At 30.1% G+C, this 18272-nt stretch carries 35 protein-coding genes and 1 tRNA gene; 28 read left to right on the top strand and 8 right to left on the bottom strand.

What is annotated here, in order from left to right; all coding sequences use genetic code 11:
• The first annotated feature begins 88 nt into the window (after positions 1 to 88).
• Positions 89 to 163 (top strand) — tRNA-Cys (locus tag RT714_RS13910).
• A gap of 131 nt (positions 164 to 294) precedes the next feature.
• Here RT714_RS13910 and RT714_RS13915 read toward each other — a convergent pair.
• The 3 genes from RT714_RS13915 to RT714_RS13925 are packed head-to-tail and all read right to left on the bottom strand — an operon-like array spanning position 295 to position 2422.
• Positions 295 to 1461 (bottom strand): site-specific integrase, encoded by a 1167-nt coding sequence (locus RT714_RS13915; RefSeq protein ID WP_313758426.1) that lies wholly within the window; start codon positions 1459 to 1461, stop codon positions 295 to 297.
• Between the two features lie 48 nt (positions 1462 to 1509).
• Entirely contained in the window at positions 1510 to 1980 is a 471-nt protein-coding gene (locus tag RT714_RS13920) for an ImmA/IrrE family metallo-endopeptidase (protein WP_072975917.1), read from the bottom strand.
• Positions 1981 to 2011: 31 nt separating this feature from the next.
• Positions 2012 to 2422, bottom strand: a complete 411-nt coding sequence (locus RT714_RS13925; RefSeq protein ID WP_072975915.1) for a helix-turn-helix domain-containing protein — start codon at positions 2420 to 2422, stop codon at positions 2012 to 2014.
• Positions 2423 to 2597: 175 nt separating this feature from the next.
• On the opposite strand from RT714_RS13925, the gene RT714_RS13930 reads away from it, so the two are divergent.
• Together RT714_RS13930 and RT714_RS13935 are read left to right on the top strand one after the other, a co-directional pair.
• The gene (locus RT714_RS13930) at positions 2598 to 2801 is read left to right on the top strand and encodes a helix-turn-helix domain-containing protein (protein ID WP_072975913.1); all 204 of its coding nucleotides are present in this window, start codon (positions 2598 to 2600) and stop codon (positions 2799 to 2801) included.
• 78 nt (positions 2802 to 2879) lie between these two features.
• Entirely contained in the window at positions 2880 to 3041 is a 162-nt protein-coding gene (locus RT714_RS13935; RefSeq protein ID WP_165920264.1) for a hypothetical protein, read from the top strand.
• Here RT714_RS13935 and RT714_RS13940 read toward each other — a convergent pair.
• Positions 3028 to 3198, bottom strand: a complete 171-nt coding sequence (locus tag RT714_RS13940) for an Arc family DNA-binding protein (protein ID WP_132983620.1) — start codon at positions 3196 to 3198, stop codon at positions 3028 to 3030. The genes RT714_RS13935 and RT714_RS13940 overlap by 14 nt on opposite strands.
• A gap of 123 nt (positions 3199 to 3321) precedes the next feature.
• On the opposite strand from RT714_RS13940, the gene RT714_RS13945 reads away from it, so the two are divergent.
• Positions 3322 to 3474: a hypothetical protein gene (locus RT714_RS13945; protein ID WP_313758427.1), complete on the top strand. Its 153-nt coding sequence runs from the start codon at positions 3322 to 3324 to the stop codon at positions 3472 to 3474.
• A 7-nt stretch (positions 3475 to 3481) separates the two neighbouring features.
• Entirely contained in the window at positions 3482 to 3652 is a 171-nt protein-coding gene (locus RT714_RS13950) for a hypothetical protein (protein WP_159429182.1), read from the top strand.
• Here the strand turns inward: RT714_RS13950 and RT714_RS13955 are convergent.
• The gene (locus tag RT714_RS13955; RefSeq protein ID WP_313758428.1) at positions 3641 to 3958 is read right to left on the bottom strand and encodes a hypothetical protein; all 318 of its coding nucleotides are present in this window, start codon (positions 3956 to 3958) and stop codon (positions 3641 to 3643) included. The genes RT714_RS13950 and RT714_RS13955 overlap by 12 nt on opposite strands.
• A 76-nt stretch (positions 3959 to 4034) precedes the next feature.
• On the opposite strand from RT714_RS13955, the gene RT714_RS13960 reads away from it, so the two are divergent.
• On the top strand, positions 4035 to 4316 hold the full coding sequence (locus RT714_RS13960; RefSeq protein WP_313758430.1) for a hypothetical protein: 282 nt from the start codon (positions 4035 to 4037) through the stop codon (positions 4314 to 4316).
• On the opposite strand, the gene RT714_RS13965 is transcribed toward RT714_RS13960, so the two are convergent.
• Both RT714_RS13965 and RT714_RS13970 read right to left on the bottom strand, forming a co-directional pair.
• Complete coding sequence (locus RT714_RS13965) at positions 4306 to 4707, bottom strand: hypothetical protein (protein WP_313758432.1); 402 nt, start codon at positions 4705 to 4707, stop codon at positions 4306 to 4308. The genes RT714_RS13960 and RT714_RS13965 overlap by 11 nt on opposite strands.
• On the bottom strand, positions 4704 to 5057 hold the full coding sequence (locus RT714_RS13970) for a hypothetical protein (protein ID WP_313758434.1): 354 nt from the start codon (positions 5055 to 5057) through the stop codon (positions 4704 to 4706). Before RT714_RS13970 ends, RT714_RS13965 begins: the two co-directional genes overlap by 4 nt.
• A gap of 244 nt (positions 5058 to 5301) precedes the next feature.
• Between RT714_RS13970 and RT714_RS13975 the strand changes: the two genes are divergently transcribed.
• The 15 genes from RT714_RS13975 (at position 5302) to RT714_RS14045 (ending at position 11196) form a co-directional block, all read left to right on the top strand.
• On the top strand, positions 5302 to 5613 hold the full coding sequence (locus RT714_RS13975) for a helix-turn-helix domain-containing protein (protein ID WP_313758435.1): 312 nt from the start codon (positions 5302 to 5304) through the stop codon (positions 5611 to 5613).
• Positions 5614 to 5752: 139 nt separating this feature from the next.
• Entirely contained in the window at positions 5753 to 5959 is a 207-nt protein-coding gene (locus RT714_RS13980; protein WP_313758437.1) for a hypothetical protein, read from the top strand.
• Between the two features lie 2 nt (positions 5960 to 5961).
• Positions 5962 to 6342, top strand: a complete 381-nt coding sequence (locus tag RT714_RS13985) for an AbrB/MazE/SpoVT family DNA-binding domain-containing protein (protein ID WP_313758438.1) — start codon at positions 5962 to 5964, stop codon at positions 6340 to 6342.
• Positions 6332 to 6457, top strand: coding sequence for a hypothetical protein (locus RT714_RS13990; protein WP_313758440.1), 126 nt, complete (start codon positions 6332 to 6334; stop codon positions 6455 to 6457). The genes RT714_RS13985 and RT714_RS13990 overlap by 11 nt, the downstream gene beginning before the upstream one ends.
• Positions 6458 to 6541: 84 nt before the next feature.
• On the top strand, positions 6542 to 6841 hold the full coding sequence (locus RT714_RS13995) for a hypothetical protein (protein WP_313758442.1): 300 nt from the start codon (positions 6542 to 6544) through the stop codon (positions 6839 to 6841).
• 146 nt (positions 6842 to 6987) lie between these two features.
• On the top strand, positions 6988 to 7185 hold the full coding sequence (locus RT714_RS14000; RefSeq protein WP_313232489.1) for a DUF6011 domain-containing protein: 198 nt from the start codon (positions 6988 to 6990) through the stop codon (positions 7183 to 7185).
• On the top strand, positions 7185 to 7328 hold the full coding sequence (locus RT714_RS14005) for a hypothetical protein (RefSeq protein ID WP_313758444.1): 144 nt from the start codon (positions 7185 to 7187) through the stop codon (positions 7326 to 7328). The genes RT714_RS14000 and RT714_RS14005 overlap by 1 nt, the downstream gene beginning before the upstream one ends.
• A gap of 5 nt (positions 7329 to 7333) precedes the next feature.
• Positions 7334 to 7486 (top strand): hypothetical protein, encoded by a 153-nt coding sequence (locus RT714_RS14010; RefSeq protein ID WP_313758445.1) that lies wholly within the window; start codon positions 7334 to 7336, stop codon positions 7484 to 7486.
• Positions 7487 to 7488: 2 nt separating this feature from the next.
• Positions 7489 to 8298 carry a hypothetical protein gene (locus RT714_RS14015; RefSeq protein ID WP_313758447.1) on the top strand — a complete coding sequence of 270 codons (810 nt, stop codon included), beginning with the start codon at positions 7489 to 7491 and terminating at the stop codon, positions 8296 to 8298.
• A 20-nt stretch (positions 8299 to 8318) separates the two neighbouring features.
• The gene (locus RT714_RS14020; RefSeq protein ID WP_313758448.1) at positions 8319 to 8498 is read left to right on the top strand and encodes an HNH endonuclease signature motif containing protein; all 180 of its coding nucleotides are present in this window, start codon (positions 8319 to 8321) and stop codon (positions 8496 to 8498) included.
• Between the two features lie 22 nt (positions 8499 to 8520).
• On the top strand, positions 8521 to 9600 hold the full coding sequence (locus RT714_RS14025; RefSeq protein ID WP_313758449.1) for a replication protein: 1080 nt from the start codon (positions 8521 to 8523) through the stop codon (positions 9598 to 9600).
• Positions 9601 to 9865: 265 nt separating this feature from the next.
• The gene (locus tag RT714_RS14030) at positions 9866 to 10027 is read left to right on the top strand and encodes a hypothetical protein (protein WP_313758450.1); all 162 of its coding nucleotides are present in this window, start codon (positions 9866 to 9868) and stop codon (positions 10025 to 10027) included.
• 57 nt (positions 10028 to 10084) lie between these two features.
• Complete coding sequence (locus RT714_RS14035; protein WP_313758451.1) at positions 10085 to 10615, top strand: Holliday junction resolvase RecU; 531 nt, start codon at positions 10085 to 10087, stop codon at positions 10613 to 10615.
• Positions 10616 to 10791: 176 nt separating this feature from the next.
• Positions 10792 to 11058, top strand: coding sequence for a hypothetical protein (locus RT714_RS14040; protein ID WP_313758453.1), 267 nt, complete (start codon positions 10792 to 10794; stop codon positions 11056 to 11058).
• 15 nt (positions 11059 to 11073) lie between these two features.
• The gene (locus tag RT714_RS14045; protein ID WP_280528550.1) at positions 11074 to 11196 is read left to right on the top strand and encodes a hypothetical protein; all 123 of its coding nucleotides are present in this window, start codon (positions 11074 to 11076) and stop codon (positions 11194 to 11196) included.
• Here RT714_RS14045 and RT714_RS14050 read toward each other — a convergent pair.
• Positions 11193 to 11438: a hypothetical protein gene (locus RT714_RS14050; RefSeq protein ID WP_216544093.1), complete on the bottom strand. Its 246-nt coding sequence runs from the start codon at positions 11436 to 11438 to the stop codon at positions 11193 to 11195. The two genes, RT714_RS14045 and RT714_RS14050, sit on opposite strands and share 4 nt — an antisense overlap.
• 85 nt (positions 11439 to 11523) lie before the next feature.
• Between RT714_RS14050 and RT714_RS14055 the strand changes: the two genes are divergently transcribed.
• The 7 genes from RT714_RS14055 to RT714_RS14085 all read left to right on the top strand — a co-directional run bounded on the left by RT714_RS14055 (position 11524) and on the right by RT714_RS14085 (position 18269).
• Positions 11524 to 11856 carry a hypothetical protein gene (locus tag RT714_RS14055; RefSeq protein WP_313758454.1) on the top strand — a complete coding sequence of 111 codons (333 nt, stop codon included), beginning with the start codon at positions 11524 to 11526 and terminating at the stop codon, positions 11854 to 11856.
• Between the two features lie 163 nt (positions 11857 to 12019).
• Entirely contained in the window at positions 12020 to 12349 is a 330-nt protein-coding gene (locus tag RT714_RS14060; RefSeq protein WP_132983737.1) for a hypothetical protein, read from the top strand.
• Positions 12350 to 12353: 4 nt separating this feature from the next.
• A complete protein-coding gene (locus RT714_RS14065; protein ID WP_313758455.1) occupies positions 12354 to 12899 on the top strand; it encodes a hypothetical protein in 546 nt (181 codons plus the stop codon).
• An 885-nt stretch (positions 12900 to 13784) separates the two neighbouring features.
• Positions 13785 to 14294 carry a hypothetical protein gene (locus RT714_RS14070; protein WP_313758456.1) on the top strand — a complete coding sequence of 170 codons (510 nt, stop codon included), beginning with the start codon at positions 13785 to 13787 and terminating at the stop codon, positions 14292 to 14294.
• A gap of 833 nt (positions 14295 to 15127) precedes the next feature.
• A complete protein-coding gene (locus RT714_RS14075; protein WP_313758457.1) occupies positions 15128 to 16132 on the top strand; it encodes a hypothetical protein in 1005 nt (334 codons plus the stop codon).
• Between the two features lie 150 nt (positions 16133 to 16282).
• Positions 16283 to 16855, top strand: coding sequence for a terminase small subunit (locus RT714_RS14080; protein WP_313758458.1), 573 nt, complete (start codon positions 16283 to 16285; stop codon positions 16853 to 16855).
• 4 nt (positions 16856 to 16859) lie between these two features.
• Positions 16860 to 18269, top strand: a complete 1410-nt coding sequence (locus RT714_RS14085; RefSeq protein WP_313758460.1) for a hypothetical protein — start codon at positions 16860 to 16862, stop codon at positions 18267 to 18269.
• The last annotated feature ends 3 nt before the right edge of the window (positions 18270 to 18272 follow it).

Genomic DNA, 18272 nt, shown 5'->3' on the forward strand with positions numbered 1-18272 from the left:
AGCATCGCCTTGCCAAGGCGAGGGTCGCGAGTTCGAATCTCGTTTTCCGCTCCAAGCGAGCCCTAAGTAATTTTAGGGCTATGTATTTGGCGCCATAGCCAAGCGGTAAGGCAGAGGTCTGCAAAACCTTTACTCCCCAGTTCAAATCTGGGTGGCGCCTCCAGATAAATACACGTTTATAAGGGTTAGGACAGATTGAGAAAAAATCAAATCTGTCCTATTTCTGTCCTAAGGGGAAATATCTGTCCTAAAAAAATAAACTCCCTCTGACCAGGGAATTTATTTATATAAAGATTATTTTGATTGTTCTACTGCTTTGTCGAATAGCTCAGCAGTAGATTTTTTTATTTCTTCTGTAACATGGATGTAGATATCGTCTGTAGTTGATACTCTTGAGTGTCTTAGCCTTTTAGATATTTCTTGGCTATTAGCTCCTATTGAATATAAAATCGTTGCGTGGGAGTGCCTGAGGCCGTGAAAAGTAATTTTGTCTATTCCCTTCTGTTCTGAAAATTGTTTTGCAAACTTTGTAAAAGATTTTGATATATAAGTAGGTCTTAAAGGTCTACCATCTTCCCATCTGCAAACATATTCTACTTCTATTTTTGTTTTTAATTTATGTTTCTTTTGCTCTTTCAGGACAGATTTAAGGACAGACGTTAGTTCCTTAGTTAAAGCTACTTTAGCCTCACTAGCAGGGGTTTTAGTATCTTCTAATACTAAACCTTCGCCTTTCTTTTCAACCATGTTGTGATTCACCATTATATAGCCTTCTTTTAGATTGATATCTTCCCATCTTAGAGCTGAAACTTCACCTTCTCTTAATCCAGTATGAAACGCAATAAACGCAGGCAGATAAGTGGTTGTATCTTTTATATATTTAAGAAATTCTTCAATGAGTTCTATGCTCCAATGTTGTATCTTTCTTTTGTCATCTACAGGTGGACTAGCTAAGGATACAACATTTTTAGAAATCATTTCCCATTTTACAGCCTGATCTATGGCCAACTTAAACATTTTATGAGTTTTAAGAATTGTACCATTTGCATACCTTCTTTGAGTAGTTCCATTTTTAAGCGTAATCATTTCCTTAGACATTTTGTTATAAAACTCATCAACCATTTTAGTTTTCAATTTATTAAGTTTAACTTGTCCTAGGTGAGTTTTTATACAGTCAACAAATACTTTGTATCGTCTTTCTGTATTATAGGCTTTCTTGCCCTCAATAAAGGTTGTAAACCAATCATCTAAGAAGTCATTTAGTAAAGTATTTCCTTTGGCAGTTAGTTCACCATTCATATATTGCTCTTGAATCTTTACTTCCCAGGCCTTAGCTAATTTTAAATTTTCTCTGCTCTTAGGTTTAAAAGTTTTTGTTTTTCTTATTTTTTTACCAGTGACGGGATCTGCACCTAAAAACACTTCTACATAATAACCACCTTCTATTTCTCTTATGGCCATTATATTTTCACCTCCTTTCAAAAACCTATGTTCTTTATTAGCTTTATATTAAAGAGCCTTGATTGGCTCTAAACATCGTTGTTCAAATCTCAATTCAATTAATCTCTCTGGAACTTTGAAATATGAACTTAATTGTTTAGTTGTCATATTTTCTATTTCGCAGATATCTATCTTATCATCATCTGGAATTAAAAAATATGCAGCAAATATATCTGCTTGATTTTCATATCTATCAGTTATGTACAAAGTTTTTTCTAAAAAACATATAGATAGTTCAGGATGGCAAACAACATGTCCTAATTCATGGAAACATACATATTTCTTTTCATTATAATTATCTATATTATTATTTAAGTATATTATTTCTTCTTCCATTATTCTTTGAAAGAACCCTAATATATTATTACCTAAGTTTGTTTCTATAATTTTTATATCAAGGCATCTACAAAGTTCAAAAGGGTTTCTAGTATTATATAGTTCTAATAAACCATCTTTAATTTCTATTATATCTTGGCACATATGTATTCCTCCCCTGTCAACAAAGGATTTTTTATTTCTTCTCCTTTTGTTTTTTATCTAAAACATATTTCATGCCTAGCTGGAGAGCATTGGCTAGCAGTAATTTATCTTCATCTGTTAACATTTCGCCTTTTAACATTAAGCCTTCTTGTGATTCTATAATTTCTAGTGCATCTTCTACTGAATTTATTTCTTTATGTGCTAATTTGTCTAAGTTTTTGATTTTATCTTCTGGGTTTTTTATATCTGTTCTGCCTAGAAGGTAGTCTGTAGATACTCCTAATGCTTCCGCTATTCTAACAATCTCATCATCCCTAACTGGTCTTTCCCCAGATTCAATTCTACTCAATACACTGTTGTTTATTTGAATCATATCAGCAAAATCTCTCTGGTTAATATCTTTTTCTTCTCTTAGAGTTTTAATTCTGTTACTAATGCTCATACAGATGCCTCCTTTATATTTCTATTATAGCAACAATTCAATTATACACTTTTCCATAATAGAAATAAACAATTTTGTTAAAATAGAAAATAAAGCATTGACTTTTCTAAAATAGCAATATATAATGATTGTAAAAGGATTGCTAAAATAGAAAACAAAAAGAGAGGTGAAATTATTGAAAAGATTAAATCATGAATATATAAAAAATAAAAGAATAGAAAACAATTTAACTTTGCAAGAAGTAGCTAAGGAATTAGGATTCAAGAATGCATCTACGTATTTAAAATATGAGGAAGGTGATTATTCATTTAAAGCAGATATGTTGCCCAAATTAGCTAAGGTATTAGATTGTCAAATAGAAAATTTTTTTACAAATTAGTTTGCTAATTTAGCAAATCAAATAAGGTAAATAAGAGTTAATAATTTAAAAGGTATCAATTGAGAGGAGGTGAGAGGGGTGGAAGAAATAAAAGCAAATAATTTATATAAAAAGTTTACTTTGACTATTCCTGTTCCATTATTAGATGAAATAAAAACAAAGGCTAATCTTGAAGATATATCGTTAAATAGATATATTCTATCAATCATTAGCCAAAGAGTTAAAATTATTCAATATTGATTTCACCATGAGCTTTTTCAAAGTTTTCAACATGCTTTTTTATGATTTGCTCGATTTCTTTATTAGCTGATCGACCTTGAAATTCAGCAACATATTTGATTTTATCTAGTAGTTCTTTTGGAATTCTCAATGTATACCTAGGCAAGTTTGCAGACATTAAATATACCTCCTTTATAGAGTCATTGTGATGTCATAAGTATACCATGAAAATAATTTGTAAAAAGCTATTGACGCAAAAGTGACGGCATGATATTATAAAACAAAAAGAGGTGACGCAAATATGACGGCAAAGAAAAGATTAACTTTAAGAATACCAATAAAACTAGATGAAGAATTAAGTAAGAAATCAGACAAGCTTGGCATAAGTAAAAACTCATTAATACTACAAATGTTATGGAATGAAACAAACAACCTATCAATTGAGAGGAGGTGAGAGAGGAGTGGAAAAGCTAGAAACCATAGAAATTGATATTCCCAACAAGGTATATAAAATAAATGGAACGCCATTCTCAGATAAATGTCATGAGTTAGTAATTGTTTTTAAGAATGGCGTATGGGAAATCAATTATAAAAATAAGTTTTATCCCGATGGAAGAGCTTTAAGGAATTAGCTTAGAAATGAAGTCTACAACTTCAATAAGACCATTTTTAAAACGATTTTCCATGTAGACAATGGCAGAATCTTCTAAATCAAAATCAGCACCAATATAAAGACGAATATATTTTGTTCTACCGAGTTCCAACAATGTATCAGAAACATCTGTGCAGTTCCATGAAGATATATTTTTATCCTCAGTATAAAAATTTTTTTCGAATCTTTTAGCTTGAGGTTTTAAATAGCCAGATTTTCTTCTTTCTAAATATTGCTTATATATGCAACATAAAAGTTTATCGGCATCTCTGGTTAGATTTACCATATAATTTCTCCTCTCATAAATACTTGGCTTGGCAGAGCCTGTACTTATATTATAGGAAAATGTTGGGGGAAAGACAATGAAGCAAATTAGAGGAGGTGAGATTAAAAAAGAAAACATGCATTATCGGAATTCATATGTTAATAATGGGGGTGTTAAGATGTTAAAAAAAATAAATATATTTAAGCGAGTGAGAGAGCTAGAAGAGTATAGAGAAGTAACAAATAAAGCTTTTGGAGTACTTGTTTCAGAAATAAATATGCTTAAAAGAAAGGTAGGTAAAACTGAACCAAGTACTCCAGAGCCAAAGAAGTGTGAAACTCCAGAAGAGTTTATGAAGTCATTTATATCTAATTCTTAATAAAAGTATCCATAAAGTCATAAGGATTTGGAAATTGTTTTTTAATAGCATTTAACAATTCAACTAATGCAGAAAGGTATACAGATTCATCAACGGTGAGTATATTCCTAAAGGTAAAAGGAACAATTTTTAAAGTTGGATAATCATCATCCGATGAGCAGTAGATAACTACATTTATATTTTGATCATCTGAAGTAAAACTAAAACTTTCATCCCTGTTGAAAGCATATATATATTCGTGAGGAGTGAATGGATGTTCATCTGCTAAGTCTAAATTATATGCAAGTTGATGTTTATCCTCAAGGTCAAGATATTCCCAAGAGATTTCATTTTTAAGAGTTTTATCAGTTAAAGTTTTGATAAATTGTAAAGTTAATTTTTCATTATTCATTGGACTTTTTCCTCCTTTGATAATCTACCTATGATATAGGCTAAATGTTGACTTATTTTATATGAATCTAATTTATAATAATTTTTTTGTAGATACCTTATTATTACAAAATTAATTTTGAGTTTCTCTGGATAAGACAAGATTTCATCATATTGTTTTTGAAAAGAATGGAAGTCGGCTAATATGTCAGTGACTAAACCTCTGCTTTTACCAGAATTATCAATGGATGCTTTATGACCTTTAAATTTTTCACGATATCTGACCTTGTTTTCATTATAACTTTTAGCAGCTTCAATCTGTGACAATCTTGTATCTATATCTTTAGTTTTAATGGCTACAAAAATAGTCATAATGAAGCCAATAAGCCCAGTGGCAGAGACTATAAAAGTGAATAAGGCACTGCTGTTTAAATAAGTTATTAGACCAATAGAAATCACCTTCTTTAGCAATTATATAATTGAAAAACTAGTATTATATTAAACCAGTGTATTTAACCAAATTATACCATAAGGAGAATAGTGGGACAATCTTAATAAGTAAATACGAAAAATCATAATTAAATATGAGATAGGAAGATGAGAGGAGGTGAGAAGCGTGGGGAAGGGATTAAAAGGGTTGGAATCGGAAGTTAAAATCTACACTACAAAAGATTTAGCAGAAATATTTGGTGCGTCTGATGAAACCATCAGAAGAGAAATAAAAAGAAAAAGATTAAATTGCTTTTATGTAGGTAATGAGGCTAGATTTACCCAGGCTCACTTAGAAGATTATATGAATGTTAGGAATCTAGGAAAGACCACAAGGGAACTTCAACTTGAAGCAGAAAAGGAACAATTATTAGAAGTAATTAAAACTAAGGATCAGGTAATAGAAAGCATTAAAAACGTATTACTAAAAAGTATATAGGAGGTCTAACAATGAATATTAAATACCTAAAGTATTATGTACAAAAATGTCTAAGGAATGGTATTGAACCAACTTGGAAATCCTTAAGGCTTTGGTATGAAACTACAAATATAAGTTTTTAGTGATAGGAGGGACAGGCTTGAAAATAATATTTGATAAAAAGCTTTTTAAAAGACATGCACCTAAAAAGATACAGAAGGTACTAAGTCATCATGTGGATTTGATAGATGGAAAAGAAGTTAGCTTTGAAGGAGAAGAAGGCTTTGGAACTGTTGAATATGAGGATGAAGGAGAAAAGCTTGAATTATATCCAATTTATTCTGATTGGTGTAGGGAGGAGGTGTAACAGTGGAACACACAGGAATAGTTAGAAGAGTAGATGAATTAGGTAGAGTTGTAATTCCTAAAGAGATTAGAAGAACTCTAAGAATTAGAGAAGGAGATCCTTTAGAGGTTTCTACTAATTCAAAAGATGGAACAGTAACTTTAAAAAAATATCATCCTGAGAAAGTATTTGATTTTGAGGATGAAGAATTGGAGGAAATTATAGCAGGACTTAAAGAAAGGATAAAAGATAGAGACATTATTATAAGACAACACGATTTAACTGAATCATCACAGATAACTGAAGATGAAATTTTAAAATACAAGCAATCAAGATACTTATGTAGAACAATAATCAATAAAATTAATGAAATAGTTGAAAGGGGAGTTAACTATGTGGATTAGAAACCAAAGCAGAACGGGATTAGTAGACGTTAGTTTGCTTGATGTAGAAGATAAAAAAGTCATGTGTAGAAATTGGATTTTAGGAGAATACGAAAAAGAGCAATGGAAGTATTAGATGAAATACAAGACCATCTAAATGATTATAAAAATGGATATAGAGAAACATTTGAAATGCCAGAAAAATAAGGAGGTTGGCTAAATGAAAATAACTGAAAAATTGATGCAGTTAGGATTTGAATTAAAAAAATACTATGGAAATATGGCTTATGTTTTTAGCACACCAAGGGTACCCAATATGAGGTTTGAGCATGACTTTGTATATTATCCAGATGAAAATCAGTTCTATATTAATTGCCATAAAACCAGTCATACAGAAACTATAAAAGAAAAAGAATTAATAGACAATCATAATAATCTAAATGCACCTGCAAAAGATAAATGGCTTGAAATAAGAAAAGAACTCGAAAATTATAAATTTGATGTTTTTGGAGGAATATAAGTGAAATGTTTTGCAGACATCAATGGAATAGCTTGTGTAGTTTTAGTAGACAAAAAAGAAGAGCTATCAAGCGGCAACTTGAAAAGCTCAGTACACTAAAAAAATATTTAATAAATAAATTATACCATAGATTGGAGGAAATTTAAATGGCAGATTTTTGTTTAAGATGCGGAAGGGCTTTAAAAAATAAAGAATCGGTTGAAAGAGGATACGGTTCTGGTTGTTATAAAAAAATAAAAGCAGAAGAGAAAAAGCGTGATGAAGTTCAGAAATTTAATGAAGTAATGGAAGAAATAGAAGGACAAATTAACTTTGTAGATGAACTTAAAAGGAAGTGTTCATAATGAACTGTCCTAAATGTAAAAGACCAGTAACAACTAAAAAGTATGAGTTATTCTATTGTCTATGTGGAAAAGTTTTAATGATAATTGAAGTTAATAAAACAAAGATGGTTGTGGATCATACACCGAAAGAGGAGGAAAAATAATAGATATGCACGTGAATGATATGGATAGAGAAGAACTTTTAATGGAACTATGTAATTATGGATTTGCACCAGGACATGGTCCTAATTATGAAAAGATGTCAGATGATGAACTAAGAACATTGTTAGAGCGATTTAGAAAGTTATTTGAGGAGGAATAAACATGTCAAATGAGATGATGATTCAAGAAGTTAATACAATGATGATTATAGATGGATTAAAGCTAGATAGAGTTCAAAATTCTATGGAGAAAATACAACAATTTCAAAAAATAGTTCAAGGTGCTTTATCAGAAGGACATGACTATGGAGCAGCTTTCCATGGATCCAGTAAGCCAAGCCTATTAAAACCAGGAGCAGAAAAGATATTAATGCTTTTAGGACTAGCCAGTGAATATGAAATTATAGAAAAGATACAAAATTATGAAGATGGGTTCTTTGCTTATACAGTTAGATGTGTATTGACTAAAGCTGGACAAGTCATAACGGAAGGACTGGGGCACTGTAATAGCAAAGAGAAAAAGTATGAGGGTGATAAGCAAGATAAATATATGTTAGGAAACACATGTCTTAAAATGGCCAAGAAAAGAGCACAAGTAGATGCAGCTCTTACAGTAGGAAGCCTATCCAATATATTCACTCAGGACTTGGAGGATATGGCTCAATTTAATAATAATGAGAGAATTGAAACAATGAACCAAAATGATGCAGAAAACATAAAAATTAATTTTGGTAAGTATGGCAAGAATGGTGGGAAAACACTAGGGGAAATTCTTGCTATAGATAGAGGATATATAGAGTGGTTAAAAGACAATGCAAGAGATGAAGTGGTAAAAAAAGCTGCAGTAATGTTGCTGAACTCTAAAGAAGAAGCAAAAGGAAAAGTAAACAATGAAACTGGTGAAATACACGATGATATACCACTTGAATTTATGGACAACCCATTTGTTGATAGTGAAGATATACCATTTTAGATTAGGGGGAGCAATCCCCCTTGGCTATAAAAGAAGGTGATAGATTGAGTAGTTGGATTAGTAAAGAAAAAAGGTTAAGAATTTATAAAAGAGATAATTTTCGATGCAGATATTGTGGAAAGAGATTAGTTCAAGGTCAATTAAGTATAGATCATATAGTTCCTAGAAGTAAAAGAGGAACAAATAACGAAGATAATTGAATTGTGAAAGCTAGGTGATTAAATGCCTAATGATAAAGAGATATTAAAAGCTGAATTAGATGATGGATATGGAAGAGTGGCAAATTTATTACTTGAAGCTCTTTCAATATCCAAGTTAAATGGGAAACAAATGAGTATATGTCTATTTATTATTAGAAGGACCTATTCATGGAGGAAAAAGTCGGATGAAATAACTTTAAATGAATTTGCTTTAGCCTGTGATAGTTCTGAAACATATATGTCAAAGCAGATAAAACAATTAATATCTTGGGGAGTAATAAGGAGAAATAATTACTCTCCAGGTAAAACACCAGAGTATGAAATAAATACAAGGGTTGAAGAATGGGACAAGGGTTGTCTGAACAGACAAGGGTTAGTAGAAAATATAGTAAATAAGCTATATGTAGAATCTGACCTTGAACAAAAAGACAGGGGTTATCCGAACAGACAAGGGTTGAACGAAAAGACAAGACAACCCTTGAACAAAAGGACAAGGGTTGTCATGCCTTTAGATATTGAAAACACAAGGATAGAGGGGTCTCTTAAAGAAAGTAGTAAAGAAATTACTACTACTGCTATAGGGGAAATGGAGTCCCCAAAAAATAATCTTGTCGCCGATACAGATGCCGACTCTGTACAACAAGATAAAGATGATGAAAAGAGAATTAAAGATTTACAAAGAATAGAAAATTACTACAAACGTGAAATTAGGGGAAAAGCAGTCTGTGGAGGTACTGATTTAGTTAATATAACTAATACCTATGAAAAATACAAAGATGTAGACTTCATCATATCTGTAATGGAAAAAGCTAAACAAGATTATATAAGCAGATATGGAAAACTTGAAATAAATTCATTTAGTTATTTTGACTCTATTTTTGAAGAAAGATGGAGGCTTTTACATGCAAAAAAAGATGAAGTAAAAGATAAAATACCAACTAACAAAAACTATAATAAGAAAAGAGTTCAAGCAAAAAAGACCAAGTTTCATAACTTTGAAGGAAGAACTGAAAAATACACAGCTGAACAATTAGATGATATAGCAGAGAGAAAAAGAAGAGAATACTCTGAAAGACTAAAAAAGCAGAACGAAGCTCTATAAATAAGAAAAACAAAAATCGAGGATAAACCTCGATTAATGTAGAGACTAACATCTTCCGCCAAAGAAACCATCACAGTTACAGAAAATAACCACTAAAAGCAAGAAAAAGAATAGTAAAGAATTATTATTATCACAATCTTTGCCACCTAATAAACCAACCATACAAATACCTCCTATTTAGTATTTGGTCTAAGTAAATAACCTAGTAACAATATATGAAGAGCATTGATAAAGTGTTAATTATTATTTATAGAGGAGTGATAAAGTGAATAAAACTCAAATAATAACAATATCAGAAGAAGCAGCAAGATTACTAAGAGAAAACCCAGCATGGACATATAAGAAAGCTATAGATAAGGCTAAGGAGATGATCAGCAATGAAAAGGTTAGTAATGAAGAAACTAAAACTATGGAAAAAACTAATTAAAGGCACATTACTTAAAGAATATATAGCAAATAGTATTTTAAAATAAGGAGTGTATTTATGGGATATCACAAAGGAGATGCATTTGAAAAAATAATAAATATATCAAATAAAGTTTATCAAAGAAAAGGAATAGCATTAGTACAGAAAATACCTACACCAATGAAACCTATTAGAAGAGGAAAACAAATAACATCAGCTTACTACGAAGAAAAAAGCACACTAGATTATATTGGAGTATATGAAGGAGTACCAATAGCCTTTGATGCAAAAGAAACCAAAGAAGAAAATAGATTTCCTCTTAGCAATATACAGGACCATCAGATTGAATTTATGAAAAACTGGTACAACCATGGAGGACTAGCTTTCCTTTTAATCCATTTCACCAAGCTAGATGCAGTATATAGGCTAGATTGGTTAACTATAAGCTGGTACTGGAAGCAGTATCAAGAAAATAGAGGGAAAAGAGGATTTGGAAGCATAGCCTTTAACGAATTTGAATGTAACTGTAAAAAACTAAGGTCTAGAGACGGCATAATGCTAGACTACCTGGAGGGGATAGAAAGTGAAGAAATTAAGAATAACAGATGATAACACAGGAGAAATAATACTAGAAAAAGAATTCTCAGGAGGATATCACTTTATATATACAAACCTACATGATGCAGGTAAATTACACCATTAGCCAAGCAACTCAATGTATTTAATTTTCATGAATATAGTAAAGTGGATGGAAAAGATAAAAAGGCTTTATAGGAGGGATAACCTTGGACAAGCTAATACAATTATGCTTTAGAAGCATTATTAGGCAAGTCAATGGAGATAAAGATATTTCAGAACAATACAAAGAGCTAGCCATGGAAGAATATAAAGAACATGAAGACACAATAAAACTTATATATGAGAATAAAAGTTACAAAAACCACGAAAACAAAACGTATAAAAGTAAAAGGCATAAAAGCAAATGTACCTATAGAGTAGAGGACATTATTCCAAGGAAAGTAAAGAAAAAACTATATGAGATGGTGAGCTAAAGGTAGGAGATGAATATGAAGAAAATTAGATGTATTAAATGTGGCAAATTACTTCTTGAAGCAGAGGGAAAAGGCGAAACCATATGTCCTAGATGTAAGACTAAGAATACTTATGATACTAAAGAAAAGAACACTTAACATAGTTGACGTTTTAAATTTTCAATTTGTTTTTCCATATCAGATATTTGTTTTTTAAGTTCTTCTTTAGATTGTAAACTTTGTTGTTGTGCAGCTTTAGTAAGTAAACTAGCACCAATTTGTGTAAAAACATTGCCTAAAACATTAAGTTCATCACTAGTTAAATCTTGTGAAATTAAAATAGAAAATAAAGAGCTTATAAGTACTAGGGTATCAGGGCATATATTTGAAGAACTTGACATTTATATCACCTCATAAGTAGTATATGTATATTTATGTAAAATGGCACAATATGTTATTTATGTGAAGTAAGAAAGGAGAATAGTAATGGTTAGAATAATAAGTTTTGAAGATGATTGTGCTCAAGTAGATTGGGCTGATGCTGTTGATGAAGGTATAGCAATTGGGCTTAAAGTTGCAATGGAAAACAGAAACAGAGAAATAGAAAAAATTGATGTAAGGATACCTTGTGGATATGGAGTAGCTACTGATTACACTATTAAAAATGAATGCCTTAAATGTTGGGGAAAACTTATAAAAAAAGGTGTCCATAATGGGTGTTATGATGGAGAATTTACCTATGTAGATAAGTTAACTTGTAAAAATGATTGCTTCTTTTATTATTCAGAATTAAGAGAGCACAATAGAATTAAAGATTAATATATCACTGAATATGATAAGAAAAATATTCACTAAATTAAATAAGTAGAGGCTCTAGAAGCCCAAGGAAATAAAATCCTTGGGTTTTTCTTTTTTGAATAGGAATAATGATGTCAACTAAATGGAGAAAACATAAGATTTTCGTCAACCAAGGAGGGAGGATATGCAGGAACTTATAGGAGAAATAGAAAGACTAAGGAAAGATTTAAACAATACAATAACAGAGCTTAACAAAGTAGGATATACAAAAGCAAAGGCAGAGTATCTATATAGAGTAGCATTAGCAAAAGAAATTCTTTTAAATAAGGATAGAGGATTGCCAGCTACATTAAATAGTGACGTTTCTAGAGGAAATGAGATTGTAGCCAAATGTAAATTTAATAGAGATTCAGCAGAGTCTTTATATGACTCTACATATGAAAGACTAAGAGCAATTAAAGTAGAGATTGGAATAGTAACAGATCAGATGAATGCTATTAGGAAAGGGGAGTAGAACTATGCAGCTGAAAAAAGAAATAGAAATTTGTATAAAGAAAACATCGGAAAAAACAGCTAGGGAAGTTGTAGAATCATTAAAGAAACAAAGAATGATTAAAATCGATATGAATTTTTATAAAAAGACAGAAATAGTATTATATAATTATGAAAAATTAAAGTTAGCAGTAAAGCAAAAAGAAGAAGATATAAAATATATAGAGGAAAATGGATTGCCTGGAAAGTCCAAATCAATAGTATTCTATAGTACATCAGGTGGAAATGTAAGTGCTGGAGATAGATATATAGAATTAATAGAAAAATATAAAGTTGAAAAAACAGAAACTGAAAGAGATATAGCAAGAATAGATAATGCATTAGATAAAGTAAGAGGTGATAAATACTTTGAAATAATAGAATTAAAATATTTGAAGCAAGAAGCAAAAACAGATGAAGAAATAGCAGAGATATTAGAAAAGGATCAATCAACAATAACAAGAAATAGAAATAGACTTATGAACTCCATAAAAACCATATTATTTCCAGAAAGCATAAAAGAAATAATGTAATCAAAATTAATTTTGCATAATTCGCGCATAAAACGTGCCATTGAATGTATGAAAACTTTATAGTAAGATGGTATTGTGGAAAAAATGTAGAATATATACAAATTTTCCAAATCATATGTCTTATAAAATTAAATAAGGATTTACACTAAATCTCACTTGTCCCACTAGTGGGATTTTTATTATGCAAAATTATAATCTAAATAGATATACCCATAAATGATAATAAAACAATGAGGTGAGAAGATAGATTCAAAAGAGTATATAGTTTATAAATGTTTAAATTGCAATAGAAGTTTCATTCTTCTTGCCAGTGAAGTAAAGTATAATGAGAATGAATCTAAATACATAACTTGTCCTTATCATGGAAAACATAGGAAAATTATAGTCACAGGAGCTTATGATTCTGTAAAGGAATGTATGCAGGAGAGAAGTTATAGGAGGGATAAGGGTAAGATGAAGCAGATTAAATAATAGAGGTATAATTCATATTTTGTTAATAAGGAATCTATTATTCTAAATACTTACAAGGTATTTAATTGGTAAGAATAAAAAAGTAGTGACCACCGCCACTACTTTTTATATTTTATTTATTAGCTATAAGGGTGCCTAGGTTTTCTAGGAATCCCTCATAGCTATTAGCATACTTTAATAGGAAACAAAAATAATAAAAGTATGATAATAGCGATAAAGATTGTGAAACGAAGTATCTTTTTCACTATTATTCAATCCTTTCTTTTTATATTCAATTATCTATATAGTAACTTATGTAGCTAAATCAATCTATAGACCAAAATATGGAAATAATGATTGTCATAAAATGTCGAACGATTATTGAAGGGTTTTCTCCTTTCTTGTAGAATAAACAGAGGGAAAGGGGGCTAAATTATGTTTTATTTTTTTGAGAGAAATAAAATTAAGTTTATAACAGTGTTAATAGTCATATTATTAGTATTATTTTTCATCTCTAAAAAAATTACAATGGAAATTTCGAAAACTAATATGTTTGGAGGCAATCCTATTAATTATTCCGAAGAGTATGAATATAATGGGTTTGCTAGAATATCACAATCTGTAGGTGTGTTTGATTTTTTTGATATAGGAGGGATTTCTCCAGAAATGGAAATGCTAAGCTCCGCAAAAGAAATAATAGATGAAGTAAATGATGTTAATGGAAAAGCTGGAAGTTTAAATATTCCAAAAGGAGCATATTATGAAGATTGTGAAATATTAAAAATATACCACTGGAAAGAAACATATAAGAGGTTTTTTATTTTTCCTAATGTTAAAAGCAAATTTTTAGTAATAGTTAATGACATAAATGGTGGAGCTTTATTTATTGAGAATAGTGGAAATATAAAAGATTTTTTTGGGGTATCTACAACATTATACAGATGAAAGAAAGAGAATTTTCACGACTCAACTTTGAGCTGTCAAATTAAGAGCCACCATGATATGATACTTCCAAAGTAGACAGTCTAATTAATTAAAAATTAGATTGTCTACTTGATAAAGGTCAGTTCACCAAGCTCTTTTTTCTTTCAAAAAAACACACAAATAAAACAACTCAAATAAGTAGATGGTGATCATTGGATGAAATCAGGATAAAAGTAAAACTGGTCTATTTAGATTGGATGAAACAGAAGGAAATATGTTAATATGATAGTAAGTAAAGATGTAGATATCTGGAAGTGATGCCTCCTTTATTTTATCGAATTAGCAAAGGGCTTACTGTTATTGTAGATCCTTTGTTGTACATAACAGATATTAATTGTAAAAACCTTTTATATTTTACTTTATACTTTAGAAAGTAGTGTTTGAGCCTATTGCAAATTATAAAATTGTATAAAAATGGAAAATTTAGAGTGTTTTAAAATTCCTTTTATATTTTACTTATTTTTATATTTTACTTATTAGCTGGACTAAGGCCTTGGAAAGCAGCCTTAGTGTCTAGTAATATAAACTAGACAACATGGAATTGAAACAGAAGATATGGATACTATAAAAAATACCAGCCATAGCTTACGTCCTGATCCTATGTTCCAGCTAAATACGAACATATAAATCACTCCTATTAAATTTTAAATTGTATTAATTATATTATATGGCAAACAGTTAGAAAAGAAACTTGTATTTATTACCAAAACTAATTGTCATAATTTGTCGAACGATTACTGAAGGAATTTCTCTTTTTATGTCGAAGTATTTATTAAGGAAAGGGGCGATTCTTTATGAATGAAAAAATAAGAAAATATCAGACGGAATTTGGATTAAATACTTATGTTCGTAAAAATAGATTGATACCAGTCTGGATGTTAGATGAAATAGAAGACAATACTAACTATCATATTTATATGATATTATCTGCACCTAAAACATATATCAAAAATGGAGAAATTATAAAAAAAGATAATAAATTAAATTTTAAATTTATGCAGATAAAAGATGAAGAAGAGGTATTAATAGAGGTGAGGGATTTCCCTTTTAATGAGTTTTTTGCGCATCCAGAAATAGACTATAATAAGGTAAACTATAAATCAGCTCCACCTTATAATATTATAAATGTATATGGTGATGATATTGATTTTAATATACACGTTGATGATATTAAGGTTATTTATGATAATATGCAGTATAAAAAATTTGAAACAGAAATACTATATATTGGTAAGTCATATGGAGTAAAAAAGAAAAGAACTGCTATAGATAGATTAAAATCACATGAAACATTACAAAAAATATTAGCTAAGCAAACGAGTAATTTGAACAATAGCATATATCTATATTTATTAGAAATTATGCCTATTTTAAATACAACAATGGATGGACTAAATAAGAGATTCGATGTAGATGATGAAACAAATGTAACTCATATGAAAGATGTATTAGAATCAGAGATATTATATGATCAAGTTATAAATATTACAGAAGCAGCTATGATTAATTATTTCAAGCCTACTTATAATAAAGAATATATAGAGAATTTTCCTAATCAAGATCATAAAGGCTACACACAATATTTTAATTTAGATTTTAATTCAATAGTTGTAGAGATAGATACATCGGAATTTCCAAATTTAAGATTATATACTGAGCATAATAGTCTAAATTCTCCATTTGAATATATTGAATATAATTTGTTCAATGATAAAAACAGAAAAAATATGTATGATATATTCATCGAAAAAAAGACATTATCAGATGAAAGTATTGTTAATGGACTGCGAATGGATTAATATATTCTAAAAATTTTATAGGTGTAGCAATTTCATAGATTATACACAAATCATTATGTTGAATATAAGAGAATTAAAAATATAAAATGATATTAGATTAGGTTTATACCTAATCTTTTTTCTTGTAAAAAAACTAGGAGGTGGTATTAAGTGAAACTAACACCAAAACAGAAAATATTTGTTGATGAGTACCTGGTAGATCTTAATGCTACCAGGGCATATAAAGCAGCAGGATATAGGGTTAAAAGTGATAATGCTGCAGGAGTAGAAGGACATAAACTACTAAGAAACCCTAAGATTGATTTATATTTAAAAGAAAAGATGAAAGAACGTGAAAAGCGAACTGAAATCACTCAAGACAAGGTACTAAAAGAGTTGGGAAAGATAGGATTTGCAAATGCTACAGACTATGCAAGAGTGGTAGAGAAGGAGTACCTTGAACAAGTAAAAGATGAAAAGGGTAATATAATAAGTGAAATACCCAAAACTTATAAAACAGTTGAGCTTGAGGTAACAGATAACTTAGATATAGATAAACAGGCAGCTATAGCTGGAATAAAACAAGGCGCCAATGGTATTGAAGTTAAATTAAATGATAAGGTTAAAGCTTTAGAACTGATTGGAAGGCATCTAGGAATGTTTACAGAAAAGCTAGAAGTCAAAGGAGAATTAAATACAGAATTAAATAAACTAAATTCCATATTAGAACAGCTAAAGGAATGATAGTATGGAAGAATTGAAATTGCAGAATGAAAGCAACGGAGGAGAAGAGTTTTTACTATCAGAGAAATATAAAGCATTTCTTAAACATAATGCTCCTGTAGAATTTTTGGAAGGCACAACGGCAGCTGGTAAAACTACAGTAGGCGTATTTAAATTTATGCTAAAAGTTGCTCAGTCTCCAAAGAAGATTCATATAATATCTGGATTGGATTTAGGAACTATAGAAAAAAACATCATAAATAAAGATTTAGGGATAGTTGATGTATTTGGAGCATTGGTTGAATATAATGCTAATGGAAAAGGTGAACATTCTTTACCCCATATACTTTATCAAACAGGTTCCGGAGAGAAGGTTATATATGTATTAGGATATGACAACAAAAAACGTTGGAAAAAGGCATTAGGAGGACAGTATGGGTGCCTATATATAGATGAAATTAATATAGCCGATATGGATTATGTAAGGGAGGCTTCTATGAGGTGTGACTATTTATTAGCAACACTTAATCCCGATGATCCTAATTTACCAATATACAAAGAATATATAAATCACTCAAGACCGTTATATGAGTATAAAAATGATGCACCAACTGAAATAAATAATATGTTAAACGAAGAGCCAAAGCCTGGATGGATTCATTGGTTCTTTTCTTTTGCTCATAATGCAGGATTAAGTGAAAAAAAGAAAGAGCAAATTATAATCAGCGTGCCAAAGGGTACCAAACTTTATAAAAACAAAATTCAAGGTCTTAGAGGTAGAGCAACAGGATTAATATTCCCTAACTTTACTAGGAAGCATAATGTAAGGTCTACTGAATGGCTTAAGAAGAGGATGGCTGATAAAAAGGATCCATTGAACTTTATTCACTTCTCATGTGGAGTTGATACAGCTTATTCCCAAGAAAGTCCTGATACTATTAGTTTTATATATCAAGGAATAACTGACAAAGGGCAATTAATTATCCTAGATGAAGAAGTATATAACAATGCTGATTTAGAAATACCTTTAGCTCCTTCTGATATTCCTCCAAGGCTAATAGCCTTTTTAGAGAGGAATAGAAAAAGATGGGGATTTGCAAGAGATGTATTTATAGATAATGCAGACCAAGCAACTATAATAGAATTAAAGAAATATAAAAGGCAGCATGGATGCGTATATAATTTCCTAAATGCTTACAAGAAAGTAGACAATATAGATAGAATTCATTTACAGTTAGGATGGCTTAATGTTAATGAATTTAAGGTAGAAGCCAATTATATAGTATTAGATCATTGCGTTCACCATATAGGAGAATTAGAAAGTTATTCCTGGAAAGAAGATAAATATGAGCCTGAGGATAAGAATGATCATACAATTAATGCATCGCAATATGGGTGGATACCATTTAGAACTAAAATAGGGATAGGGGGTTAAGAA

Origin of the sequence: Tissierella sp. (assembly GCF_032104385.1) — a bacterium.
Classification (GTDB): domain Bacteria; phylum Bacillota; class Clostridia; order Tissierellales; family Tissierellaceae; genus Tissierella.